This window comes from Stenotrophomonas sp. STEN240, from assembly GCF_056756175.1.
In genome coordinates, this window is record NZ_JBRRBO010000064.1 from 1 (window position 1) to 17,143 (window position 17,143).

At 64.4% G+C, this 17,143-nt stretch carries 16 protein-coding genes; 3 read left to right on the forward strand and 13 right to left on the reverse strand.

Features of this window, described 5'->3' with window-relative positions; all coding sequences use genetic code 11:
- Positions 1-31 precede the first annotated feature (31 nt).
- From ACVOKO_RS18280 to ACVOKO_RS18290, 3 genes are read right to left on the reverse strand one after another with little or no spacing between them, the layout of a single operon-like run.
- Complete coding sequence (locus ACVOKO_RS18280) at positions 32-1,447, reverse strand: efflux transporter outer membrane subunit (protein WP_346500597.1); 1,416 nt, start codon at positions 1,445-1,447, stop codon at positions 32-34.
- A gap of 8 nt (positions 1,448-1,455) precedes the next feature.
- Positions 1,456-3,408 carry a MacB family efflux pump subunit gene (locus ACVOKO_RS18285; protein ID WP_346500599.1) on the reverse strand — a complete coding sequence of 651 codons (1,953 nt, stop codon included), beginning with the start codon at positions 3,406-3,408 and terminating at the stop codon, positions 1,456-1,458.
- The gene (locus ACVOKO_RS18290) at positions 3,405-4,868 is read right to left on the reverse strand and encodes an efflux RND transporter periplasmic adaptor subunit (protein WP_346500601.1); all 1,464 of its coding nucleotides are present in this window, start codon (positions 4,866-4,868) and stop codon (positions 3,405-3,407) included. Before ACVOKO_RS18290 ends, ACVOKO_RS18285 begins: the two co-directional genes overlap by 4 nt.
- A 78-nt stretch (positions 4,869-4,946) precedes the next feature.
- Here ACVOKO_RS18290 and ACVOKO_RS18295 point away from each other — a divergent pair, with 78 nt between their 5' ends.
- From ACVOKO_RS18295 to ACVOKO_RS18305, 3 genes are all read left to right on the forward strand, one after another.
- Positions 4,947-5,675, forward strand: coding sequence for a response regulator (locus ACVOKO_RS18295; RefSeq protein WP_346500603.1), 729 nt, complete (start codon positions 4,947-4,949; stop codon positions 5,673-5,675).
- The gene (locus tag ACVOKO_RS18300) at positions 5,672-7,084 is read left to right on the forward strand and encodes an ATP-binding protein (protein WP_346500605.1); all 1,413 of its coding nucleotides are present in this window, start codon (positions 5,672-5,674) and stop codon (positions 7,082-7,084) included. Before ACVOKO_RS18295 ends, ACVOKO_RS18300 begins: the two co-directional genes overlap by 4 nt.
- A gap of 742 nt (positions 7,085-7,826) precedes the next feature.
- Entirely contained in the window at positions 7,827-8,396 is a 570-nt protein-coding gene (locus tag ACVOKO_RS18305) for a GGDEF domain-containing protein (protein WP_346500607.1), read from the forward strand.
- A gap of 12 nt (positions 8,397-8,408) precedes the next feature.
- Here ACVOKO_RS18305 and rnt read toward each other — a convergent pair whose 3' ends face one another.
- The 10 genes from rnt to pstS all read right to left on the reverse strand — a co-directional run bounded on the left by rnt (position 8,409) and on the right by pstS (position 16,891).
- Positions 8,409-9,053: a ribonuclease T gene (gene rnt, locus ACVOKO_RS18310; protein WP_430980816.1), complete on the reverse strand. Its 645-nt coding sequence runs from the start codon at positions 9,051-9,053 to the stop codon at positions 8,409-8,411.
- Positions 9,054-9,349: 296 nt separating this feature from the next.
- Positions 9,350-10,096 (reverse strand): HvfC family RiPP maturation protein, encoded by a 747-nt coding sequence (locus ACVOKO_RS18315; RefSeq protein ID WP_346500609.1) that lies wholly within the window; start codon positions 10,094-10,096, stop codon positions 9,350-9,352.
- A complete protein-coding gene (locus ACVOKO_RS18320) occupies positions 10,089-10,916 on the reverse strand; it encodes an HvfB family MNIO-type RiPP peptide maturase (RefSeq protein WP_346500628.1) in 828 nt (275 codons plus the stop codon). Before ACVOKO_RS18320 ends, ACVOKO_RS18315 begins: the two co-directional genes overlap by 8 nt.
- 22 nt (positions 10,917-10,938) lie before the next feature.
- On the reverse strand, positions 10,939-11,304 hold the full coding sequence (locus tag ACVOKO_RS18325; protein WP_346500611.1) for an HvfA family oxazolone/thioamide-modified RiPP metallophore: 366 nt from the start codon (positions 11,302-11,304) through the stop codon (positions 10,939-10,941).
- A 137-nt stretch (positions 11,305-11,441) separates the two neighbouring features.
- Positions 11,442-11,834 carry an RcnB family protein gene (locus ACVOKO_RS18330; protein ID WP_346500613.1) on the reverse strand — a complete coding sequence of 131 codons (393 nt, stop codon included), beginning with the start codon at positions 11,832-11,834 and terminating at the stop codon, positions 11,442-11,444.
- Between the two features lie 199 nt (positions 11,835-12,033).
- Positions 12,034-12,741, reverse strand: a complete 708-nt coding sequence (gene phoU, locus ACVOKO_RS18335; RefSeq protein ID WP_346500616.1) for a phosphate signaling complex protein PhoU — start codon at positions 12,739-12,741, stop codon at positions 12,034-12,036.
- A gap of 152 nt (positions 12,742-12,893) precedes the next feature.
- Positions 12,894-13,724, reverse strand: a complete 831-nt coding sequence (pstB, locus tag ACVOKO_RS18340) for a phosphate ABC transporter ATP-binding protein PstB (RefSeq protein ID WP_346500618.1) — start codon at positions 13,722-13,724, stop codon at positions 12,894-12,896.
- 31 nt (positions 13,725-13,755) lie between these two features.
- Positions 13,756-14,619 carry a phosphate ABC transporter permease PstA gene (pstA, locus tag ACVOKO_RS18345; protein WP_346500620.1) on the reverse strand — a complete coding sequence of 288 codons (864 nt, stop codon included), beginning with the start codon at positions 14,617-14,619 and terminating at the stop codon, positions 13,756-13,758.
- The gene (gene pstC, locus ACVOKO_RS18350) at positions 14,619-15,590 is read right to left on the reverse strand and encodes a phosphate ABC transporter permease subunit PstC (RefSeq protein WP_346500622.1); all 972 of its coding nucleotides are present in this window, start codon (positions 15,588-15,590) and stop codon (positions 14,619-14,621) included. Before pstC ends, pstA begins: the two co-directional genes overlap by 1 nt.
- 221 nt (positions 15,591-15,811) lie before the next feature.
- Positions 15,812-16,891 (reverse strand): phosphate ABC transporter substrate-binding protein PstS, encoded by a 1,080-nt coding sequence (gene pstS / locus ACVOKO_RS18355; RefSeq protein WP_346500624.1) that lies wholly within the window; start codon positions 16,889-16,891, stop codon positions 15,812-15,814.
- Positions 16,892-17,143: the final 252 nt, after the last annotated feature.

Sequence of the window (17,143 nt, forward strand, 5' to 3'; positions counted from 1 at the left end):
TCCCCAACCCCTCTCCCGGAGGGAGAGGGGCTCAAGTCGCCCCACCACCCAGCGCCTTGTACAGCGTCACATCATTCACCAGCTGGCTGCGCTTGGTCTGCGCCAGCGACAGCTCCGCATTGCGGCGGGTCTGCTCGGCTTCCAGCCAGGTACGCAGGTCGGTAGCGCCGGCGCGATAACGCACCTCATACAAACGCGCGATCTCAACCGCCTCGTCATACGAAGCCTGCGCAGCAGCTACCTGCTCAGCCAGGCGTGTACGTGCAGACAAGGCGTTGTCCACTTCCGACAGCGCGGTATACAACGTCCGCCGGAAATCATTGGCGGCGATCTGATACGACAGGTCCGCCGATTTGATATCCAGCTGCATCTGCCGGAACTTCAAAAACGGCAGGCTCAAGCCCGCGCCCAAGGTCGCCACCGGATTGGTCAGCACATCACCCAGCGAGCTGCTGGAGCTGCCCACCGAACCACTCAGACTCAGACTCGGGTAATAGCTGGTGGCCGTTACCTTGATGCTCTTCAAGGACTGCCGCAGGCGTAGCTCGGCAGCACGCAGGTCAGGCCGGCGTGCAAGCAACTCCGCAGGCATTCCTTCAACCAGCGCCGGGCTCTGTGCGACATCCAGATTCTGCGGTTCGTTTACCAGCGGCCAAGGCTGGCCATCGAGCAATACGGTCAAGGCATTGCGGGTTTCCACCCGCTGCTGCTCCAGCTGCGATTGCGCGGCCTTCTGGCTTTCAATGTTCTGCTGCGCCTGGCGTACTTCCAGCCGCGAAACACCGCCGGCATCGAACTGGGCCTGCACCAATGAAGCAGTACGCTGCAGTCGCTCAAGATTCGCCTGGCCGGTGGCGATGGCCTGGTTGAGGTAGCCCAGCTGCCAGTACAGCTCGGCGCTCTGGCCAACCAGGCTCAATGCGGTGCTCTGCAGGTCCTGTGCGGTGGCCTGTGCTTCCCATTGGGCGATATCACGCTGCCCACGCAGCTTGCCCCACAGGTCCAGCTCCCAGCCCAATGACACGCTGGCGCTGTTGTTGCGCGACCAGTTGTCGCTGCTGTCGATGCTGCGGTTGCCGCTGGCACTCACCGAACCATTGGCCTGCGGCCACAGGTCAGCGCTGGCCAGCCCAGCCTGCGCGCGTGCCCGTTCCAGCTTCAGGCCGGCCGAGGCCATGTCGGTGTTGCTGGCCAGAACGCGTTCGATCAGCTGGTCCAGGTCGGGATCGGCAAAACCCTGCCACCAGGCATCGGCATGCACGTCGGCGACCGGTGCGGTCACTTCATGCGCGATGGACTGCACCGGCGCATTGGCAGCGGCATCGCCACGGCCGTAGATGTTGGGGACACGCAGATCGGCGGCGGGATCGGCGCTGGGCGTGGTGGCGCAGCCAACCAGTGCAGCGGTCAAGGCAGCGGAGAGCAGCAGGGGACGGAGTGCTTTCATGGTCATCTTCATTCGCGGGCCAAGGCCTCCACCGGATCCAGCTGGGCGGCATTGCGGGCCGGCAGGAAACCAAACGCCACGCCGATCAGTGTCGAGCAGGCGAAGGCGGCGATAATCGAGCCGGTGGAGAACATCAAGGTGAAGCTGGCGCCAAATGTCTGGAACGCCCAACCGATGGAAAGCGCCAGCACGATGCCGAGCACGCCGCCGAGCAGGCACACCAGCACCGCCTCGATCAGGAACTGCTGGCGGATGTCGCTCTGCCGCGCGCCAACGGCCATGCGCACGCCGATCTCGCGGGTACGTTCGGTCACCGACACCAGCATGATGTTCATCACGCCGATGCCGCCGACCACCAAGGCAATCGCGGCGATGGCGCCGATCAGCAAGGTCATGGTCTTGGTGGTGGACTCGATGGTCTCGCGGATTTCGGCGGTGTTGCTGAGGAAGAAATCCTCGGTGCCATGGCGCAGGGTAAGCAGTTTGGTGATGGCGGACTGCGCAGCGTCCATTGGCGTGTCGTCCTTGACCCGCAAGGTGATGCTGCTCAGGTAGGTCTGGCCAAGCATGCGCGCCATCACCGTGGTGTAGGGCACCCACACGCTGAGATTGGTGCTGCCACCAAAGCCAATCGATTGACGTTTGGCTACCCCGATCACCCGTGCCGGCACGTTGCCCAGCAGCACCACCTGGCCGAGTGGATCATCGCTGCCGAACAACTGGCTGCGCGTGTTTTCGTCGATCACCACCACCTGCGCCAGGCCCTTGACCTCGCTTGCATCGAAGTAACGGCCAGTTACCAGAGTCATGCCTTTGACCCGGAAATATTGGTCACCAATGCCGGCGACCTGCGCCGAGGCGGCCTTGTTGCCAACCCGTGCGGTCACCGAGCTGGACACAGTCGGAGTGACGCTGTCGATATAGCTCTGCGTGGCCAGTGCTTCGGCATCGCTGCTTTTCAGCGTCTGCACGCGGCCCGAGCGCATATCGCCGAAGCCACGGCCCGGATACACGTCGATGGTATTGGTGCCCAGCGAGGAGATGTTCTGCAGGATCTGCTGCTGCGAACCATTGCCCATCGCCACCACCGACACCACCGAGGCAATACCGATGATGATGCCGAGCATGGTCAGGAAGGTGCGCAGACGGTGCGCGTTCATTGCCAGCAGGGCCATGCGGAAGGCTTCGACAAAGCGATCACGCGCAGCCTGGAAAGCGCTCCCAGCGGCTTTGACCGGGGCAGGGCGTTGCTGGACTTTCAGCGCTGGCACTTTGTCGTTGCGGCGGTCGGCGACGATCACGCCGTCGTGGATTTCGATGATGCGCTGCGCGTGTTCGGCCACCTGCATGTCGTGGGTGACGATGATGATGGTCTGGCCTTCGGCATGCAGCTCGCCGAGGATGTTCATCACTTCCTCGCCCGAGGCACTGTCCAGTGCGCCGGTCGGTTCGTCGGCCAGAATCACCTCGCCGCCGTTCATCAGCGCACGCGCGATGGAAACGCGCTGCTGCTGGCCGCCGGACAGCTGGCCCGGCTTGTGGCCCATGCGGTCGCTCAGCCCCAAACGTGTCAGCAGTGCTTGGGCGCGTTCGCGGCGCGCGTCGTGCGGGGTGCCGGCGTAGATCGCCGGTACTTCCACATTGCCGCGCGCATCCAGATCGCCCAGCAGGTGGTAACGCTGGAAGATGAAGCCGAAATGTTCGCGGCGCAGTTCGGCCAGCTCGTCGGCTTGCATGCGCCCGGTCTCGCGACCGGCCACCTTGTATGAGCCGACGGTGGGGCGGTCCAGGCAGCCGAGGATGTTCATCAGCGTCGACTTGCCCGAGCCGGACTGGCCAACGATGGCGACCATCTCGCCGGCGTGGATGTCGAGATTGACGTCCTTGAGTACGGCGATGGTCTGCTCGCCGGCCGGGAACTCACGACGCAGGTCGCGCAGTTGCAGCAGTGGCTGGCTCATCGGCGCGGACCACCCATCATCGGGCCCATCGGGCTGCGCTGGTTGCTGCGCGCGCTGTTCTTGTCGGCATCGCTGACTTCGCCGACAACCACCAGCTCGCCTTCGTTCAAGCCTTCCAGTACTTCAACATTGGAACCGTTGTTGAGGCCGATCCTGATCCTGCGCGGCTCCGGCTGCCCGTCCTTGTTGACTACCCGAACCATGTAGCTGTTGCTCTTGGCCAGTGCGGCGGCATCCGGCTGACGGCGCTGCTGGCGCTGGCCTTCCTGCTTGCTGCGGGCGACGCGTTGCTCGCCATTGCCAGCAGCTGCACCGGCGCCACGGCCGCCCTCCGGCACCTTGGGGCCGAGCGCGACGGTGGGGATCAACAACGCATCCTTGGCCTGGGCCAGCATCACCGATACCTGCGCGGTCATGTCGATGCGCAGCGTGCCGTCCGGGTTCTCTACGTCAAACAGCGCGTTGTAATACACGGCGGTGCTGGAGCTGGATGAGGACGAGCTGCTGGTGCTTGTGTCGGTGCTGATCGAGGCCGGCGCCGGGTTCACCGTGCGCAGCGTGGCCTGGTATTTGTGGTCCGGATTGCCAAGGATGGTGAAGTACACCGGCATGCCGGGCTTGACCTTGACCACGTCGGCCTCGGAGATTTCTGCATTCACCGTGACCAGATCCAGCCGTGCCAGTTTGACGATGGTTGGTGCGGACTGGTTGGCGTTGACGGTGCGGCCTTCCTCAGCCACCACCGCCACCACGGTGCCGTCGATGGGCGCGGTGATGCGGGTGTAGCCCAGGTTGGCCTGGGCGGTACCCAGCTCGGTTTCGCGCTGACGGATCTGCGCGTCGAGCGCGCGGATCTGGGCGCGGGTGCTGGCCAGGTTGGCCTCGGCCGATTCAAACTCGGCGCGCGAAGTGGCTTCGGCGGCGAGCATTTCCTTCTGGCGGGCAAAGGCCAGCTCGGATTCCTTCAGCGAGGCGGTCTGCACTGCGCGCTGGGCACGGATGTTTTCCAGCGCGGCTTCGGCATTCTTCAGGCTGTTTTCCTGGGTGACCGAGTCGATCTCGGCGATCAGGTCGCCCTGCTTGACCACATCGCCCAGCTGCACCTTGAGCAGCTTGATCTGGCCGGAGGCCTGCGCGCCCACGCTGACCAGCTTGTAGGCATCGATCACACCGGTGGCATCGACGGTCTGTTCCAGATCACCACGGCTGACCGGCGAAGTCGCCATCGAAGGGGTAGCAGGCTTGCGCGTGGCCCAGTACGCGCCGCCGGCGATCAGGACGACGATGGCGGCGGCAAGCAGGAGGCGGTTGCGACGGGAGGAGGGCAGCAGCTTCACGGTGGTGGGGCACTCATTGGCCGCGGTGGCGGCGTCGAGATCCAGTGTGGTCAGCGGCCTGTTCAGCCTCAAGGCACGGCGTGTGTCGGCATGTATCAGGTTCAGCCTGGCATGTATCGGCATGTATCAATTGCCGTCGCCGATACCTGGCGATACATGCACGGGCGCGCACTACGATCCGCTAGCATGGATCATTGCCCCATGACGGACATACAGACCTTGCACCGCTTGCTGGTGGTAGACGACGACAGTGACATCCGCGGCCTGCTTGCCGAGCAGCTGGGCCGGGCGGGTTATGCGGTGAGTACCGCGGCCGATGGCAATGAGATGCGTCAGGTGCTGGCGCGCGAACACATCGATCTGATCGTGCTGGACCTGAACCTGCCGCGCGAAGACGGCCTGGCGCTGTGCCGCGAGCTACGCGTGCGTTCGACCACGCCTGTGATCATGTTGACCGCACGCAGCGAGCCGATCGATCGCGTGCTGGGCCTGGAAATGGGCGCGGATGATTACCTGGCCAAACCGTTCGAGCCGCGCGAACTGCTGGCACGCATCCGCAATGTATTGCGGCGTACCGAAGCGCTGCCTGCCAACATGGAACCGCTGGCGATGCGGCGCGCGGTGTTTTCCGGCTGGGTGTTCGATCTGGAACACCGCCATCTGATCGACCCGGCCAAGCGTGTGGTGATGCTCTCGGGTGCCGAGTTCCGGCTGCTGCGGGTGTTGGTGGCGCATGCCAACAAGGTGCTGTCGCGTGAGCAGCTGGTGTCGCTGAGCAGCGGCCGCAACTATGAATCACAGGACCGTGCCATCGATCTGCAGATCAGCCGTCTGCGGCAGAAGCTGGGGGATGCAGGCGGCGCCGATGGCCTCATCAAGACGGTGCGCAACGAAGGCTATGTGTTTGCCAGCGCGGTCACCCTGGAATGAAACGCTTGCGTCTGTTCCTGTCGTCGATGGCGGGGCGGCTGTTCGTGATCCTGCTGGTCGGCATGATGGTGGCGGCGATAGGCGCGACCTTGCTCGCCGAATCACGCAGGCAACAGGAGTTCGAGCGGCAGAATCTTGCCCGCATCGCCGACCGCCTGCAGGGCTTCGTCAACCTGCTGGATGGCAACCCGGAACTGCGCAGCCGGCTGCTGGCAGTCGGCGGCCCCAGCGTGCGTGAGGTGAAAGGCGACTTCCGCACCGGTGAACAGGACAGGGCGTTGATGGACGTACTGGCTGCACGGGGCGGGGCGCTTGCCAGTGCACAGGTGCGTGCCAGCAGCTTTCGTGCCTGCATGCCGCCTTTGCCGGAGTTTCTGCCACCGCCGGAGCGCGGCCGGCGCCCTGCGCACCAGCGCGAGCGTGATCCAGCGTTCACGCCGCCACGTTGCAGGCTGGTGGAATTGAAACTTGGCGATGGCACGCCGCTACGGCTGGCGCTGGAATACCCGGCGGTGGCGCGGCGTTCGGCATCGGCCTTTGATCCATGGTTCCTGTCGTTGCTGGTGTTGGCGATTGGCCTGCTGGCGTATGTGGTGGCACGCATTGCCAGTTCACCGCTGCAACGGCTGGCAAACCACGCCACCGAGCTCGGCCACGACCTGCAGCGCGAACCGCTGCCGGTGACGGGCCCGTTGGAAGTGCAACGGGCCGCCGAGGCATTCAATGCCATGCAGAAGCGGCTGCAGCGGCATCTGGGCGAACGTACGCAGATGCTGGCGGCCATCACCCACGACCTGCAGACGCCATCAACGCGGCTGCGGTTGCGGCTGGAGAACGTACAGGACGAGCAGCTGCGCGAACGCTTGATCGGCGATCTTGCGGCGATGCAGGCGCTGATACGTGAAGGCCTGGAGCTGGCGCGCAGTGCCGAAAGTGCCGAGCAACGGGCAGCGCTGGATCTGGATTCGCTGCTGGAAAGCGTGGTCGAGGATGCGGCCGAGTCTGGCCACGACGCGCTGTTGCAGCAAGGTTGTGGCGCCGTGTTGATGCTGCGTCCACTGGCCATGCGGCGGCTGTTCTCCAATCTGGTCGACAACGCGGTGAAGTACGGTCATGCGGCGCACGTGCACGCCCGCCGCGACGGCGATGCGGTGGAAGTGCGGGTGCGTGACAACGGACCGGGCCTGGCCGAGGAGGAGCTGGAGTCGGTATTCACTCCGTTCCTGCGGCTGGAAACCTCGCGCTCGCGGGAGACTGGCGGTGCTGGCCTGGGCCTGACCATTGCCCGCGCCCTGGCCGAGAAGGATGGTGCCAGCCTGACGCTGCGCAACCATCCCGACGGTGGTCTGGAAGCCGTCGTACGCTGGGAAGTCCCGCAATGGGCCACAGCTCATACAGGCACTGCCTGAGCCTGTGGGAGCGGCGTAAGCCGCGAAGCCATGGGTCTCATCGGCGTATCTGCAGCCCGTCCAGCTAAGGCGCGTCGAGTGCAGGAGGGCTGTTGCCGTGATCTGCCCGGCCATCAGCTTCGCGGCTTACGCCGCTCCCACAAAGAAAATGCGCAGCCCTGCAGTTGTTGCAGGAGCGGCGTAAGCCGCGAAGCCATAGATCCCACCGGCCCGCACATCAATGGCATCCCAAGCACAGTGATGTGTCGCGGGGATCGCTACGGTCTTCTACCTTCCGGGCCAGATTCGTGTCCACAGCACCATCGGGACTACGAACCTGTTTCGGCGTTCGCCAACGTGATCTCCATCGCTGATCTACCGTAAGTGTTTGCTAGTATCGCCAGACCAGCTTGGGGCATGAACGATGGCAGCAGAGAAGAATCTGGTTACCCGCTCGGGCGTCAGGATGCGCGCGTTGGGGAGCAGGGGTGCGGTCTTTGCAAATCGAGGTCTTTGGGCGCTGATCATCTCGGCCGGATGCGCCGCATCGCCGGCGTGGGCGCAGGCGGGGAGCACAGCTTTTCACCCGTCCCCTGTGGTTGCGGCACTATCGGCCCCGGCGTTGCTCGCCGGCCTTTGCCTGCTGTTGACGCTGGCACTGCTGTGGTTGGGAATGCGGTTCCGGCAGCAACGCAGCCGGGCGCAACTACTATCAGCGCAGGCGCTGGCCCAATCGGACGAATTGCGTCAACAGAACAAACGCTTGGAAGCCACCCTGCTGGAAAAAGGCCAGCTTGAGCTCAAGCTGCGCGAACAGGCCGAGGCGTTCGAGCGCCTGGCAAACGAAGATGATCTCAGTGGGCTGCCCAATCGCCGTGCGTTCGACGAAATGCTTGCACGTGACATGGCCGTTGCCCGCCGCGCCGGCCGCGCACTGAGCCTGGTGGTGCTGAGCATCGACCACCTCAAGCAGATCAATGCCGAGTGGTCACGCGCGGTCGGTGATCTGGTGCTGTGCGAAGTAGGTGAGCTGATGCGGCGCAGCCTGCGTGCTTCGGACATGCCGGCGCGGTTGGGCAACAAGGAATTCGCGGTGTTGTTGACCGACACCGCACTGCCGGAAGCCGAGATCGCCTGCCAGCGGTTGCAGCGCCTGTTCGCTCAATACGTCGAGTGGGGCGGGCACGAGGCCGGCGACATCAAGGTCAGCTTCAGTGCCGGAGTGGTGCAGTTGCACGAAGACGACCAGGCACCCGTGCTGTTCTACCAGCGCGCAAAGAACGCGCTGGCCACGGCGAAAAGGGAAGGCCGCGCACGCACCTGCACGGACTGAGTGCCATGCCGCTCAGCTGGCGGGCATGGTTGGCCAGGCGTTGACGATCTTGCAGAACAGACGCGCGGTCTGCTCGGTGTCGTATACCGCGCTATGCGCTTCACTTGCATCCCATTCAAAACCGGCTGCCTGCACCGAACGTGCGAGCACGGTCTGCCCGTAGGCGACCCCGGCCAGGGTCACGGTGTCGAACACGCTGAAAGGGTGGAACGGATTGCGCTTGTGGCCGCTGCGGGCGACGGTGGCGTTTACGAAGTTCAGGTCGAAATGTGCGTTGTGGCCAACCAGGATCGCGCGTTGGCAGTGATATTTTTTCATCGCCGCGCGGATCGGTACGAACACATGTTCCAGCGCGTCGCGCTCGGGCTTGGCCAGCCGGAAGGGGTGGTCAAGCACGATGCCGGTGACTTCCAGCGATTTGGGGTCGATTTCGGTGCCTTCGGCCGGGATCACATGCGCGCTGGCGGTCTGGCCGGGATACAACAGGCCGTTGTCGTCCATCTCCACCGGCACGGCGGCGATCTCAAGCAGCGCATGACGATTACAGTCGAAGCCACCGGTTTCCACGTCCACCACCACCGGCAGAAAGCCGCGGAAGCGCTGCGCCATGGGCGTGTAAGCAGGACGGGGGACCGAGGGTTCAGCAGATTCGTTCATCGCAATAGGGTAGCAGAGCGGGTCAAGCGGCCGTGTCAGCGAGCGCCCGCAACCGGCGCGCAGGAGCGACGATGGCCATGTAGTGCCGAGCCATGCTCGGCAGAGGCTTTCCCATCAATACCTGCAGAAGCGGCCTAAGCCGCGAAGCCGGTACTGCTCGAAAGGCCCTCAAGGCCGACCCCTCCCCAACCTTCCCCTTGGCCTTCGGCCAAAGGGAGGGGGCGCGTCGTTGCCGCGGACAGAAGGGGTTTAAGCCTTCAGCCAAGCAATGCGAACAATCAAACCCTCCGTCAACGTCAGGCAGCAGCGCTGCCCAGCAGACAGCCCTTGTCCCTTAATTGCTGCAGCATCGCCGCGCCGTTGTCGATGAACGCCTCATCCGCCTGCGTACCGGCTTCGAGCGCCAATTCCTGCAGCTGCTCAAGCCCATTGAGCGCAGGAAACTCTTCCAGCCGTTCCAGCAGCCGAAACAGCAAGGGCGATAGTTCGGAGAACGCGATGTGGCCATCGGCCTGGCGGCGGGCCAGCAGCAGGGTCGGCTGCAGCGGTGGCTGGCGCGGTTGGTATTCCAGACCAATCCTATGCACCGGCCAGTGGTAGGCGAGGGCGCGGCAGCAGGGCGAAACCACCGGGCTGCCGGCCAGCAGGTCGCCGTATGGATCATGTGCCGGCAGCGCTGCGTCGCTGATCTTCAGGGCAAGTTCGATCCATTCGTAGTGGGCCAGCTCCAGCAACCAGGGAGCCTGCGGGTCGACGCTGCGCTGGTCCAGGAAGGCGATGAACTCCTGCCCGATCTCAGGAAACAGCGGCGTCCGCGCGCGGTGCTCGCGGCAGAATGCTTGCACCAGCTGCTGCCATCGCGGCGCCCCAAGGCTGCGTGCAATCACCGGGAAATTGGCCGCCAGCAGGCTTTGGATGTTGTTGAAATACAGCTCGCGGTAAACCTGCATGCGTGCAGGGGCGATGCCTGGCGGGGCAGGCTGCTGCGGATCACGCAGATGCGCGGCGAAACGCTTCTGCAGGGCGGCCAGAGACTCAGCCATGGCGGCCGATCCGGGCGAGCTGCAGTTGGCGGATACGGCTTACCTCGGCCAGCAGTTCCGGCAACGGCGGGAAGTTGAAATCGCGCTCCAGCAAGGTGGGGCGCACCCCGTGCATGGCATAGGTATCGGCCAGCAACTGCCAGACATCGCCTTTGACCGGCATGCCATGGGTGTCGATCTTCAAGTCGTCGGCTTCGTCGTGGTGGCCGGCGAGGTGGTAACTGGCAATGCGCTGCGAAGGCAGCCGCGCAAGAAAGGCGTGTGCGTCATAGCCATGGTTGATGGCGTTGACGTACACATTGTTGACGTCCAGCAGCAGGTCGCAATCGGCCTCGCCGAGCACGGCGTTGATGAACTCGGCCTCGTCCATGTCGGCCGCAGGTACGGCGTAGTAGGAAGCATTTTCCACGGCGATACGGCGACCGAGGATGTCCTGCGTCTGGCGGATACGCGCGGCGACGTGGTGGACGGCTTCGGCGGTGAACGGCAGTGGCAGCAGTTCGTAAAGCTGGCCGTCATCGCTGCACCAGCTCAGGTGCTCGCTGTACAGCGCTACCTGGTGCTGGTCGAGGAAGCGACGGGTACGTGCGAGGAATTCCACATCCAGGGGCGCCGGGCCGCCCAGTGACAAGGACAGTCCATGGCAGCTGAGCGGATAACGCTGTGACAGGGCGGACAGCGCTTCGCCCATTGGGCCGCCGACGCCGATCCAGTTGTCCGGCGCGCATTCGAGAAAATCGAATGCGTGTGCCGGTGCCTGCTGCAGGGCGTCGAGCAGCGAGCGTCGCAAGCCCAGGCCTGCGCTGGCCTGGGCCGGCATGCGCAGGCCGTGCGTGGCGGGCTTAGTGCTTGCCGCCACACTTGCCCTCGCCGCACTTGCCTTCGGCCTTGGCCTTGTCGGTGCTGGCAGCCGCTTCGCCTTCGGCCTTGGCCGCGTCGGTCGTGGGCTTGTCCTTGTCGGCGCCGCATTTGCCTTCACCACATTTGCCCTCGCCACACTTGCCTTCGGCCTTCTGTTTGGCGGCGGCATCGGCGGCTTGGTCGGTGGCGGTGGCGGCTTGGGTTTCGGCGGTGGGCGGGGTCTGGGCGCTGGCGCCAAGGGCGTAGCCTTGGGCCAGATCGGTCATGGCAAAGGCAGGGGCCGCCATGCCGCCAAGCAGGGCAACGCCCAGGGCGAGGGTGGTGGGCTTGCGGATATCGATGGCCATTGCGGTGTCTCCGGTGGTGGTTGGGCCGGGGGGAGGCTGGAGCTTAGCAAGCAGCCCGGGCCAGCGGCGTCACCTTGCCAACGTTGGAACGACAACGGGCCCAGACGGGCCCGTTGTGATCGAGCTGGAACCGGCACTCAGCGATGAGCGCTGACGATGTCGATGATCAGCCCGGTAGCGACGGCCATCAGCACATAGCGCTGATCCAGCTTGCGCCACTCATTGCCGCGCCCGGGTTTGCGCAGGCCGTGCCTGTTGTAGTCGGCGACACGGTTGCCACGCTGGTGCTGGGGCAGGCGCTCGCCCTTGCGCGGGGCGTGATGGGCGCTGTTCTGCGAAGCATGCCGGGCACCGTTGTGCGCGGCCGGTGCCGGGCCGTTGTGCGCAGGGCCTTGGTGGTGCGGCGCCGCGCTGCGCTGCGGCGCGTCGTGGCGCGCGTTGTCACGGTCGCGGTCCTGCGCCGGGCCGGCGAAGGCGGTGGCGGAGGCCAGCAGGGACAGGCTCAGGACGGTGGCGGCAATACGCTTCATGGGGATTCCTCGGTGCGCGGCGGAAGTGCTGCGGACGAGTCCATGCTCGGAAAAATTCCGTGAATGCGGAATTAAAACTGCCCTCTGCGGCGTATCACTTTGTACCGCTGTGTATCGGCCAGCTGGGATGCCGCACGGCGAGCCAGTGCGGAGGCGCGGAATCCGGCGCTGCCGTCGTGGGCAGCGCCGGTGATGGAACTCAGGCGTGATCGACGCTGCTGGTTTCGTCACGCTTCTCGCGCGGCGGCAGCGGCGCATCACCGTGCACCAGGAACCAGACGTTCTCGGCGATATTGGTGGCGTGGTCGCCGATGCGCTCCAGGTTCTTGGCCATGAACAGCAGATGCGTGCACGGGGTGATGTTGCGCGGGTCTTCCATCATGTAGGTCAGCAGCTCGCGGAACAGCGCGGTGTACTGCGCATCCAGACGTGCGTCATCCGCGCGCAGCTTGAGCGCCGCTTCGGCGTCGTTGTCGCGGTAGGCTTCCATGGCGCGGCGCACCTGCTGCGCGGCCAGGCGGCCGAGCGCGCGTACACCCTGGATCTGCGGCAGTGGTGGCACCGCCGCCAGAGCGATGGAACGCTTGGCGACGTTGGCAGCGTAGTCGCCAATACGTTCGATGTCGGCCGGAATCCGCAGGCCGGCAAGAATCTCGCGCAGGTCGCGTGCCATCGGCCCACGCAGGGCCAGGCGCATCACGTCGTGGCTGATCTGCTGCTCGAGCTGGTCGATGGCCTCGTCGTTGGCGACGATGCGCTGCGCGGCTTTTTCGTCGCGGCGTTCGATCACGTCCAGCGCGGCTTCGAGCTGCGCAACGGACATTTCGCCCATGCGCACGATCTCGGTCACCAGTCGCTGCTGTTCTTCGTCATAGCTTTTGACGATGTGGTCGTTGGGAAGATTCATGGAATGCTCGCTGGAAACTGTTCGGGTGGGACTGCATTCGTTCGGGAGCTGCGTTGCCTTCCATGGCGTACATCTGGCTTCGGAGTGCGGCCCGGCCGTCCTTGGCCAGGCGTCCAGCGGGCTGCGGACCATTCGCGGTCCGCGCGCCGGCCTCAGCCAAAGCGACCGGTGATGTAATCCTCGGTCTGCTGCTTGGAGGGGTTGGAGAAGATGGTTTCGGTGCGGTCGTGCTCGATCAGGTCGCCCAGGTACATGAAGGCGGTGTAGTCGGACACGCGCGCAGCCTGCTGCATGTTGTGGGTAACGATGGCGATGGTGTAATCGTTCTTCAGCTCTTCAACCAGCTGCTCGATGCGGCTGGTGGAGATCGGGTCCAGCGCCGAGGTCGGCTCGTCGAGCAGCAGCACGTCCGGGCGCAGGGCCACGGCGCGGGCGATGCACAGGCGCTGCTGCTGGCCACCGGACAGGCCCAGCGCACTCTGGTTGAGCTTGTCCTTTACCTCGTCCCACAGCGCGCCCTGTCGCAACGCCTGTTCGACGCGCACGTTCATCTCGGCCTTGGACAGCTTCTCGTGGTGACGAATGCCGTAGGCGACGTTTTCGAAGATGGTCATCGGGAACGGCACCGGCTTCTGGAACACCATGCCCACCTTGGAACGCAGGCGGTTCATCGGGTACTTCGGCGAAAGGATGTTCTCGCCGTCCAGCAACACCTCACCGCGCGCTTCCAGCTTGGGGTACAGCGCGTAGATGCGGTTGAAGATGCGCAGCAGGGTGGACTTGCCGCAACCGGACGGGCCGATCAGCGCGGTGACACGCTTTTCGGGGATTTCCAGGTTGATGCTCTTCAGCGCGTGGAACCTGTCGTAGTAGAAGTCCAGGCCGCGTGCGGCCAGCTTGACCGGCGCAGGCGTGTGCAGCGACTGGTTGGCGGCGGGCACTGCGATGCGTTGCATCGGTACGGCATTGCTGAGGTCGTTCATGGGGAGGTCCATGGCAGTCAATCGTTTAAGTTCAGTCGTTCGAAATGCGGTTGCGCAGCAGCAGGCCGCGCGCGGACAGGCTGACCAGCAGCACGAACACGGTCAGCACCAGCGCGCCGGCCCAGGCCAGCACCTGCCAGGATTCATACGGGCTGCCGGCAAACTGGTTCATCACCACCGGCACCGAGGCCATCGGCTGCATCACGTTGCTGTTCCAGTACTGGTTGCCGAAGGCGGTGAACAGCAGCGGTGCGGTCTCGCCGGAGATGCGCGCCAGGGCGAGCAGGATGCCGGTGACGATGCCGGCCATGGCGCTGCGGTACAGCACCTGCATGATCACCTTCCACTGCGGCACGCCCAGCGCCAATGCGGCTTCGCGCATCTGCACTGGAACCAGTCGCAGCATTTCGTCGGTGGTGCGGATCACCACCGGCAGCACGATGAAGGCCAGCGACAAGGCGCCTGCAAATGCCGAGAACTGGCCGCCGGTCTGCATCACATACAGCGTGTAGACGAACAGGCCGAGCACGATGGACGGTGCCGACAGCAGGATGTCATTGACGAAGCGCACCACCGTACCGGCCTTGCGTGCATTGCCGTACTCGGCCAGCCAGGTGCCGGCAGCCACGCCCAGTGGCGTGCCGATGCCGATTGCCAGCGCACACATCACCGCGCTGCCGAAGAAAGCGTTGAGCAGACCACCTTCCTGCATCGGCGGCGGTGTCATCTTGGTGAACAGGTTGATGTTGATGCCGGGCAGACCCTTGGACAGCAGCGTCCACAGGATCCAACCAAGGAAGAACAGGCCGAACAAGGCGGTGGCGCAGCCCATCAGCAGTGCAAGGACGTTGACGACGCGGCGGCGCAGGTACAGCGAATCGGCGGAAGTGGACATCAGTTGCCCTCCTTGCGTGACAGGCGCATCAGCATCAGACGGGCCAGTGCCAGCACCACGAAGGTGACGATGAACAATACGAAGCCGAGCAGCAGCAGTGCCGAGCGGTAGGTTTCAGTGGCTTCGCCGAAGTCGTTGGCAATCAGTGCGGCGATGGTGGTGCCCGGCTCCAGCAGCGAGGGCGTCAGGCGCACGCTGTTGCCGATCACGAAGGCCACGGCCATGGTTTCGCCGAGCGCACGGCCCAGGCCGAGGAACACACCGCCGATGACGGCAGAGCGGGTATAGGGCAGCACGATGTCCCAGCTCACTTCCCACTTGGTTGAACCCAGCGCGTAGGCCGATTCCTTCAGGCGGGTGGGGACGGTGAGGAAGACTTCGCGCATCACCGAGGAGATGAAGGGGATGACCATGATGGCCAGCACGAAACCGGCGGTGAGCATGCCGATACCCAGCGGCGGGCCGCGGAACAGCGCGCCGATCACCGGCAGCGGACCAAGGTGATCATTGAGGAACGGGGTGACGTATTCGGTCATCACCGGCACCAGTACGAACAGGCCCCACATGCCGTAGATGATCGAGGGAATGCCTGCCAGCAGTTCGATGGCGGTGCCGACCGGGCCACGCAGCCAGCGCGGTGCCACTTCGGTCAGGAAGAAGGCGATGCCAAAGCTCACCGGCACCGCGATCAGCATCGCGATCAGGGCGGTGACGATGGTGCCGTAGATCGGTGCCAAAGCGCCGAACTTGTTTTCGACCGGATTCCAGTCGGATGAGTAGAAGAAGCTCAGGCCCTGTTCCTGCAGCGCATGGCGGCCGCCCCAGAGCATGGACAGGGCGGCGCCAGCCAGTGCGACCAGAACGAAAATCACCGTGGCGATCAGGAACCAGCGGAACAGCCGGTCGTTGCGGGCATCGCGCAGATCGCGCGAAGTGGGCGACGAAGCGAGGGACGGTGCAATGGCATTCATGGCAGCGGCAGGGGCCCAGGAGGATGCGGTGAAATATCAGTCCCTCGGTGGAGGGAACCCGTCATTCCCGCCGAGGCGGGAATCGCGCTTGCCCTTGCATGCGATTTCAAGGGCGGAAGCGGGGTAACAGATGCAACAACAGAATTGATGGCGATCCCACCGAAGTGGGAATGACGCAATGACAAGAGCGGGTGCGCCATCGGCACACCCGCGTCATCGCATCACTTGAACTCAGTAGCCCAGTAGGTTTCGATCTGGGTCACCAGCTCGGCCGGCAGCGGCACGTAGTGCAGCTCGTTGGCCTGCGCCTGGCCGTTCTCGAAGGCCCACTTGAAGAACGCGCGGGTATCGGTGCTGCGCTTGGCATCCTTCGGCTGCTTGTGCATCAGCATGAAGTTGGTGGCAGTGATCGGCCACGCATTGGCACCCGGGGCGTTGGTGATCACCAGGTTGAAGTCCTTGGCATTGGCCCAGTCGGCGCTGGCAGCAGCGGCGGCAAAGGTTTCGGCGGTCGGCTGTACCCAGCTGCCTGCGGCGTTCTGCATCGACGCATACGGCATGTTGTTCTGCAGCGCGTAGGCCAGCTCGACGTAACCCACCGAGCCCTTGATCTGCTGCACGTAGGAGGCAACGCCTTCGTTGCCCTTACCGCCCACGCCGTCCGGCCACTGCACCGAGGTGCCTTCGCCTACTTTTTCCTTCCACTCGCCGCTGACCTTGGACAGGTAGTTGGAGAAGTTGAAGGTGGTACCCGAACCGTCGGAGCGGTGCACCAGGGTGATCTTGGTATCGGGCAGGGTCACGCCCGGGTTGGCATCGGCAATCGCCTTGTCGTTCCAGGTTTTGATCTTGCCCAGGAAGATGTCTGCCAGCAGGGTGCCGGTCAGGCGCAGCTGGCCCGGCTGCAGGCCTTCCAGGTTGACCACCGGCACAACGCCGCCGATGGCCGACGGGAACTGACCCAGGCCAGCCTGTGCCAGCTCTTCAGTGGAAAGCGGCTTGTCGGACGAGCCGAAGTCGACGGTGCCGGCCTTGATCTGGGCGATACCGCCGCCTGAGCCGATCGACTGGTAATTGATCTTGGCGCCGGTGGCGGCGTTGTAGTCGGCCGACCACTTGGACACCAGCGGGAAGATGAACGATGCGCCTGCGCCGGAGATCTCGACGGAAACCTTGTCGCCGGCGGCAGTTGCCGCGGCGCCCGGGGCGGAAGCGGCCTGGTTGCCCTTGTCACCGCAGGCTGACAGGCCCAGGGCGATGGCCAGCGAAAGGGCGGCAAGACCGGTCGTGTGCAGCTTCATGCGTCACTCCATAGCGGGAGAAATGCCGGCACCGCCGGCGGATGCGGCTATGAAATGATGTTTTTGTTACAACCTGATTACATCGTCAAAAAAATATAAAAAAACCAACGGAATCAATGGCTGTAAAGTTGAGGGAGGGCAGGGAATGGCCAGGTGGTGCCGCGCCATGCTCGGCAAGAGGCGTTACCGGGAAAGCCCCAGCCGAGCATGGCTCGGCTCTACAGGTGGAGCCGAAGCCATGCCGCTGCCTGT

Coding starts and splice junctions, on each gene's coding strand:
- ACVOKO_RS18280 (WP_346500597.1), bottom strand. CDS start 1,447: ATGAAAGCACTCCGTCCCCTGCTGCTCTCCGCTGCCTTGACCGCTGCA.
- ACVOKO_RS18285 (WP_346500599.1), bottom strand. CDS start 3,408: ATGAGCCAGCCACTGCTGCAACTGCGCGACCTGCGTCGTGAGTTCCCG.
- ACVOKO_RS18290 (WP_346500601.1), bottom strand. CDS start 4,868: ATGCCGATACATGCCAGGCTGAACCTGATACATGCCGACACACGCCGT.
- ACVOKO_RS18295 (WP_346500603.1), top strand. CDS start 4,947: ATGACGGACATACAGACCTTGCACCGCTTGCTGGTGGTAGACGACGAC.
- ACVOKO_RS18300 (WP_346500605.1), top strand. CDS start 5,672: ATGAAACGCTTGCGTCTGTTCCTGTCGTCGATGGCGGGGCGGCTGTTC.
- rnt (WP_430980816.1), bottom strand. CDS start 9,053: ATGAACGAATCTGCTGAACCCTCGGTCCCCCGTCCTGCTTACACGCCC.
- ACVOKO_RS18315 (WP_346500609.1), bottom strand. CDS start 10,096: ATGGCTGAGTCTCTGGCCGCCCTGCAGAAGCGTTTCGCCGCGCATCTG.
- ACVOKO_RS18320 (WP_346500628.1), bottom strand. CDS start 10,916: ATGCCGGCCCAGGCCAGCGCAGGCCTGGGCTTGCGACGCTCGCTGCTC.
- ACVOKO_RS18325 (WP_346500611.1), bottom strand. CDS start 11,304: ATGGCCATCGATATCCGCAAGCCCACCACCCTCGCCCTGGGCGTTGCC.
- ACVOKO_RS18330 (WP_346500613.1), bottom strand. CDS start 11,834: ATGAAGCGTATTGCCGCCACCGTCCTGAGCCTGTCCCTGCTGGCCTCC.
- phoU (WP_346500616.1), bottom strand. CDS start 12,741: ATGAATCTTCCCAACGACCACATCGTCAAAAGCTATGACGAAGAACAG.
- pstB (WP_346500618.1), bottom strand. CDS start 13,724: ATGAACGACCTCAGCAATGCCGTACCGATGCAACGCATCGCAGTGCCC.
- pstA (WP_346500620.1), bottom strand. CDS start 14,619: ATGTCCACTTCCGCCGATTCGCTGTACCTGCGCCGCCGCGTCGTCAAC.
- pstC (WP_346500622.1), bottom strand. CDS start 15,590: ATGAATGCCATTGCACCGTCCCTCGCTTCGTCGCCCACTTCGCGCGAT.
- pstS (WP_346500624.1), bottom strand. CDS start 16,891: ATGAAGCTGCACACGACCGGTCTTGCCGCCCTTTCGCTGGCCATCGCC.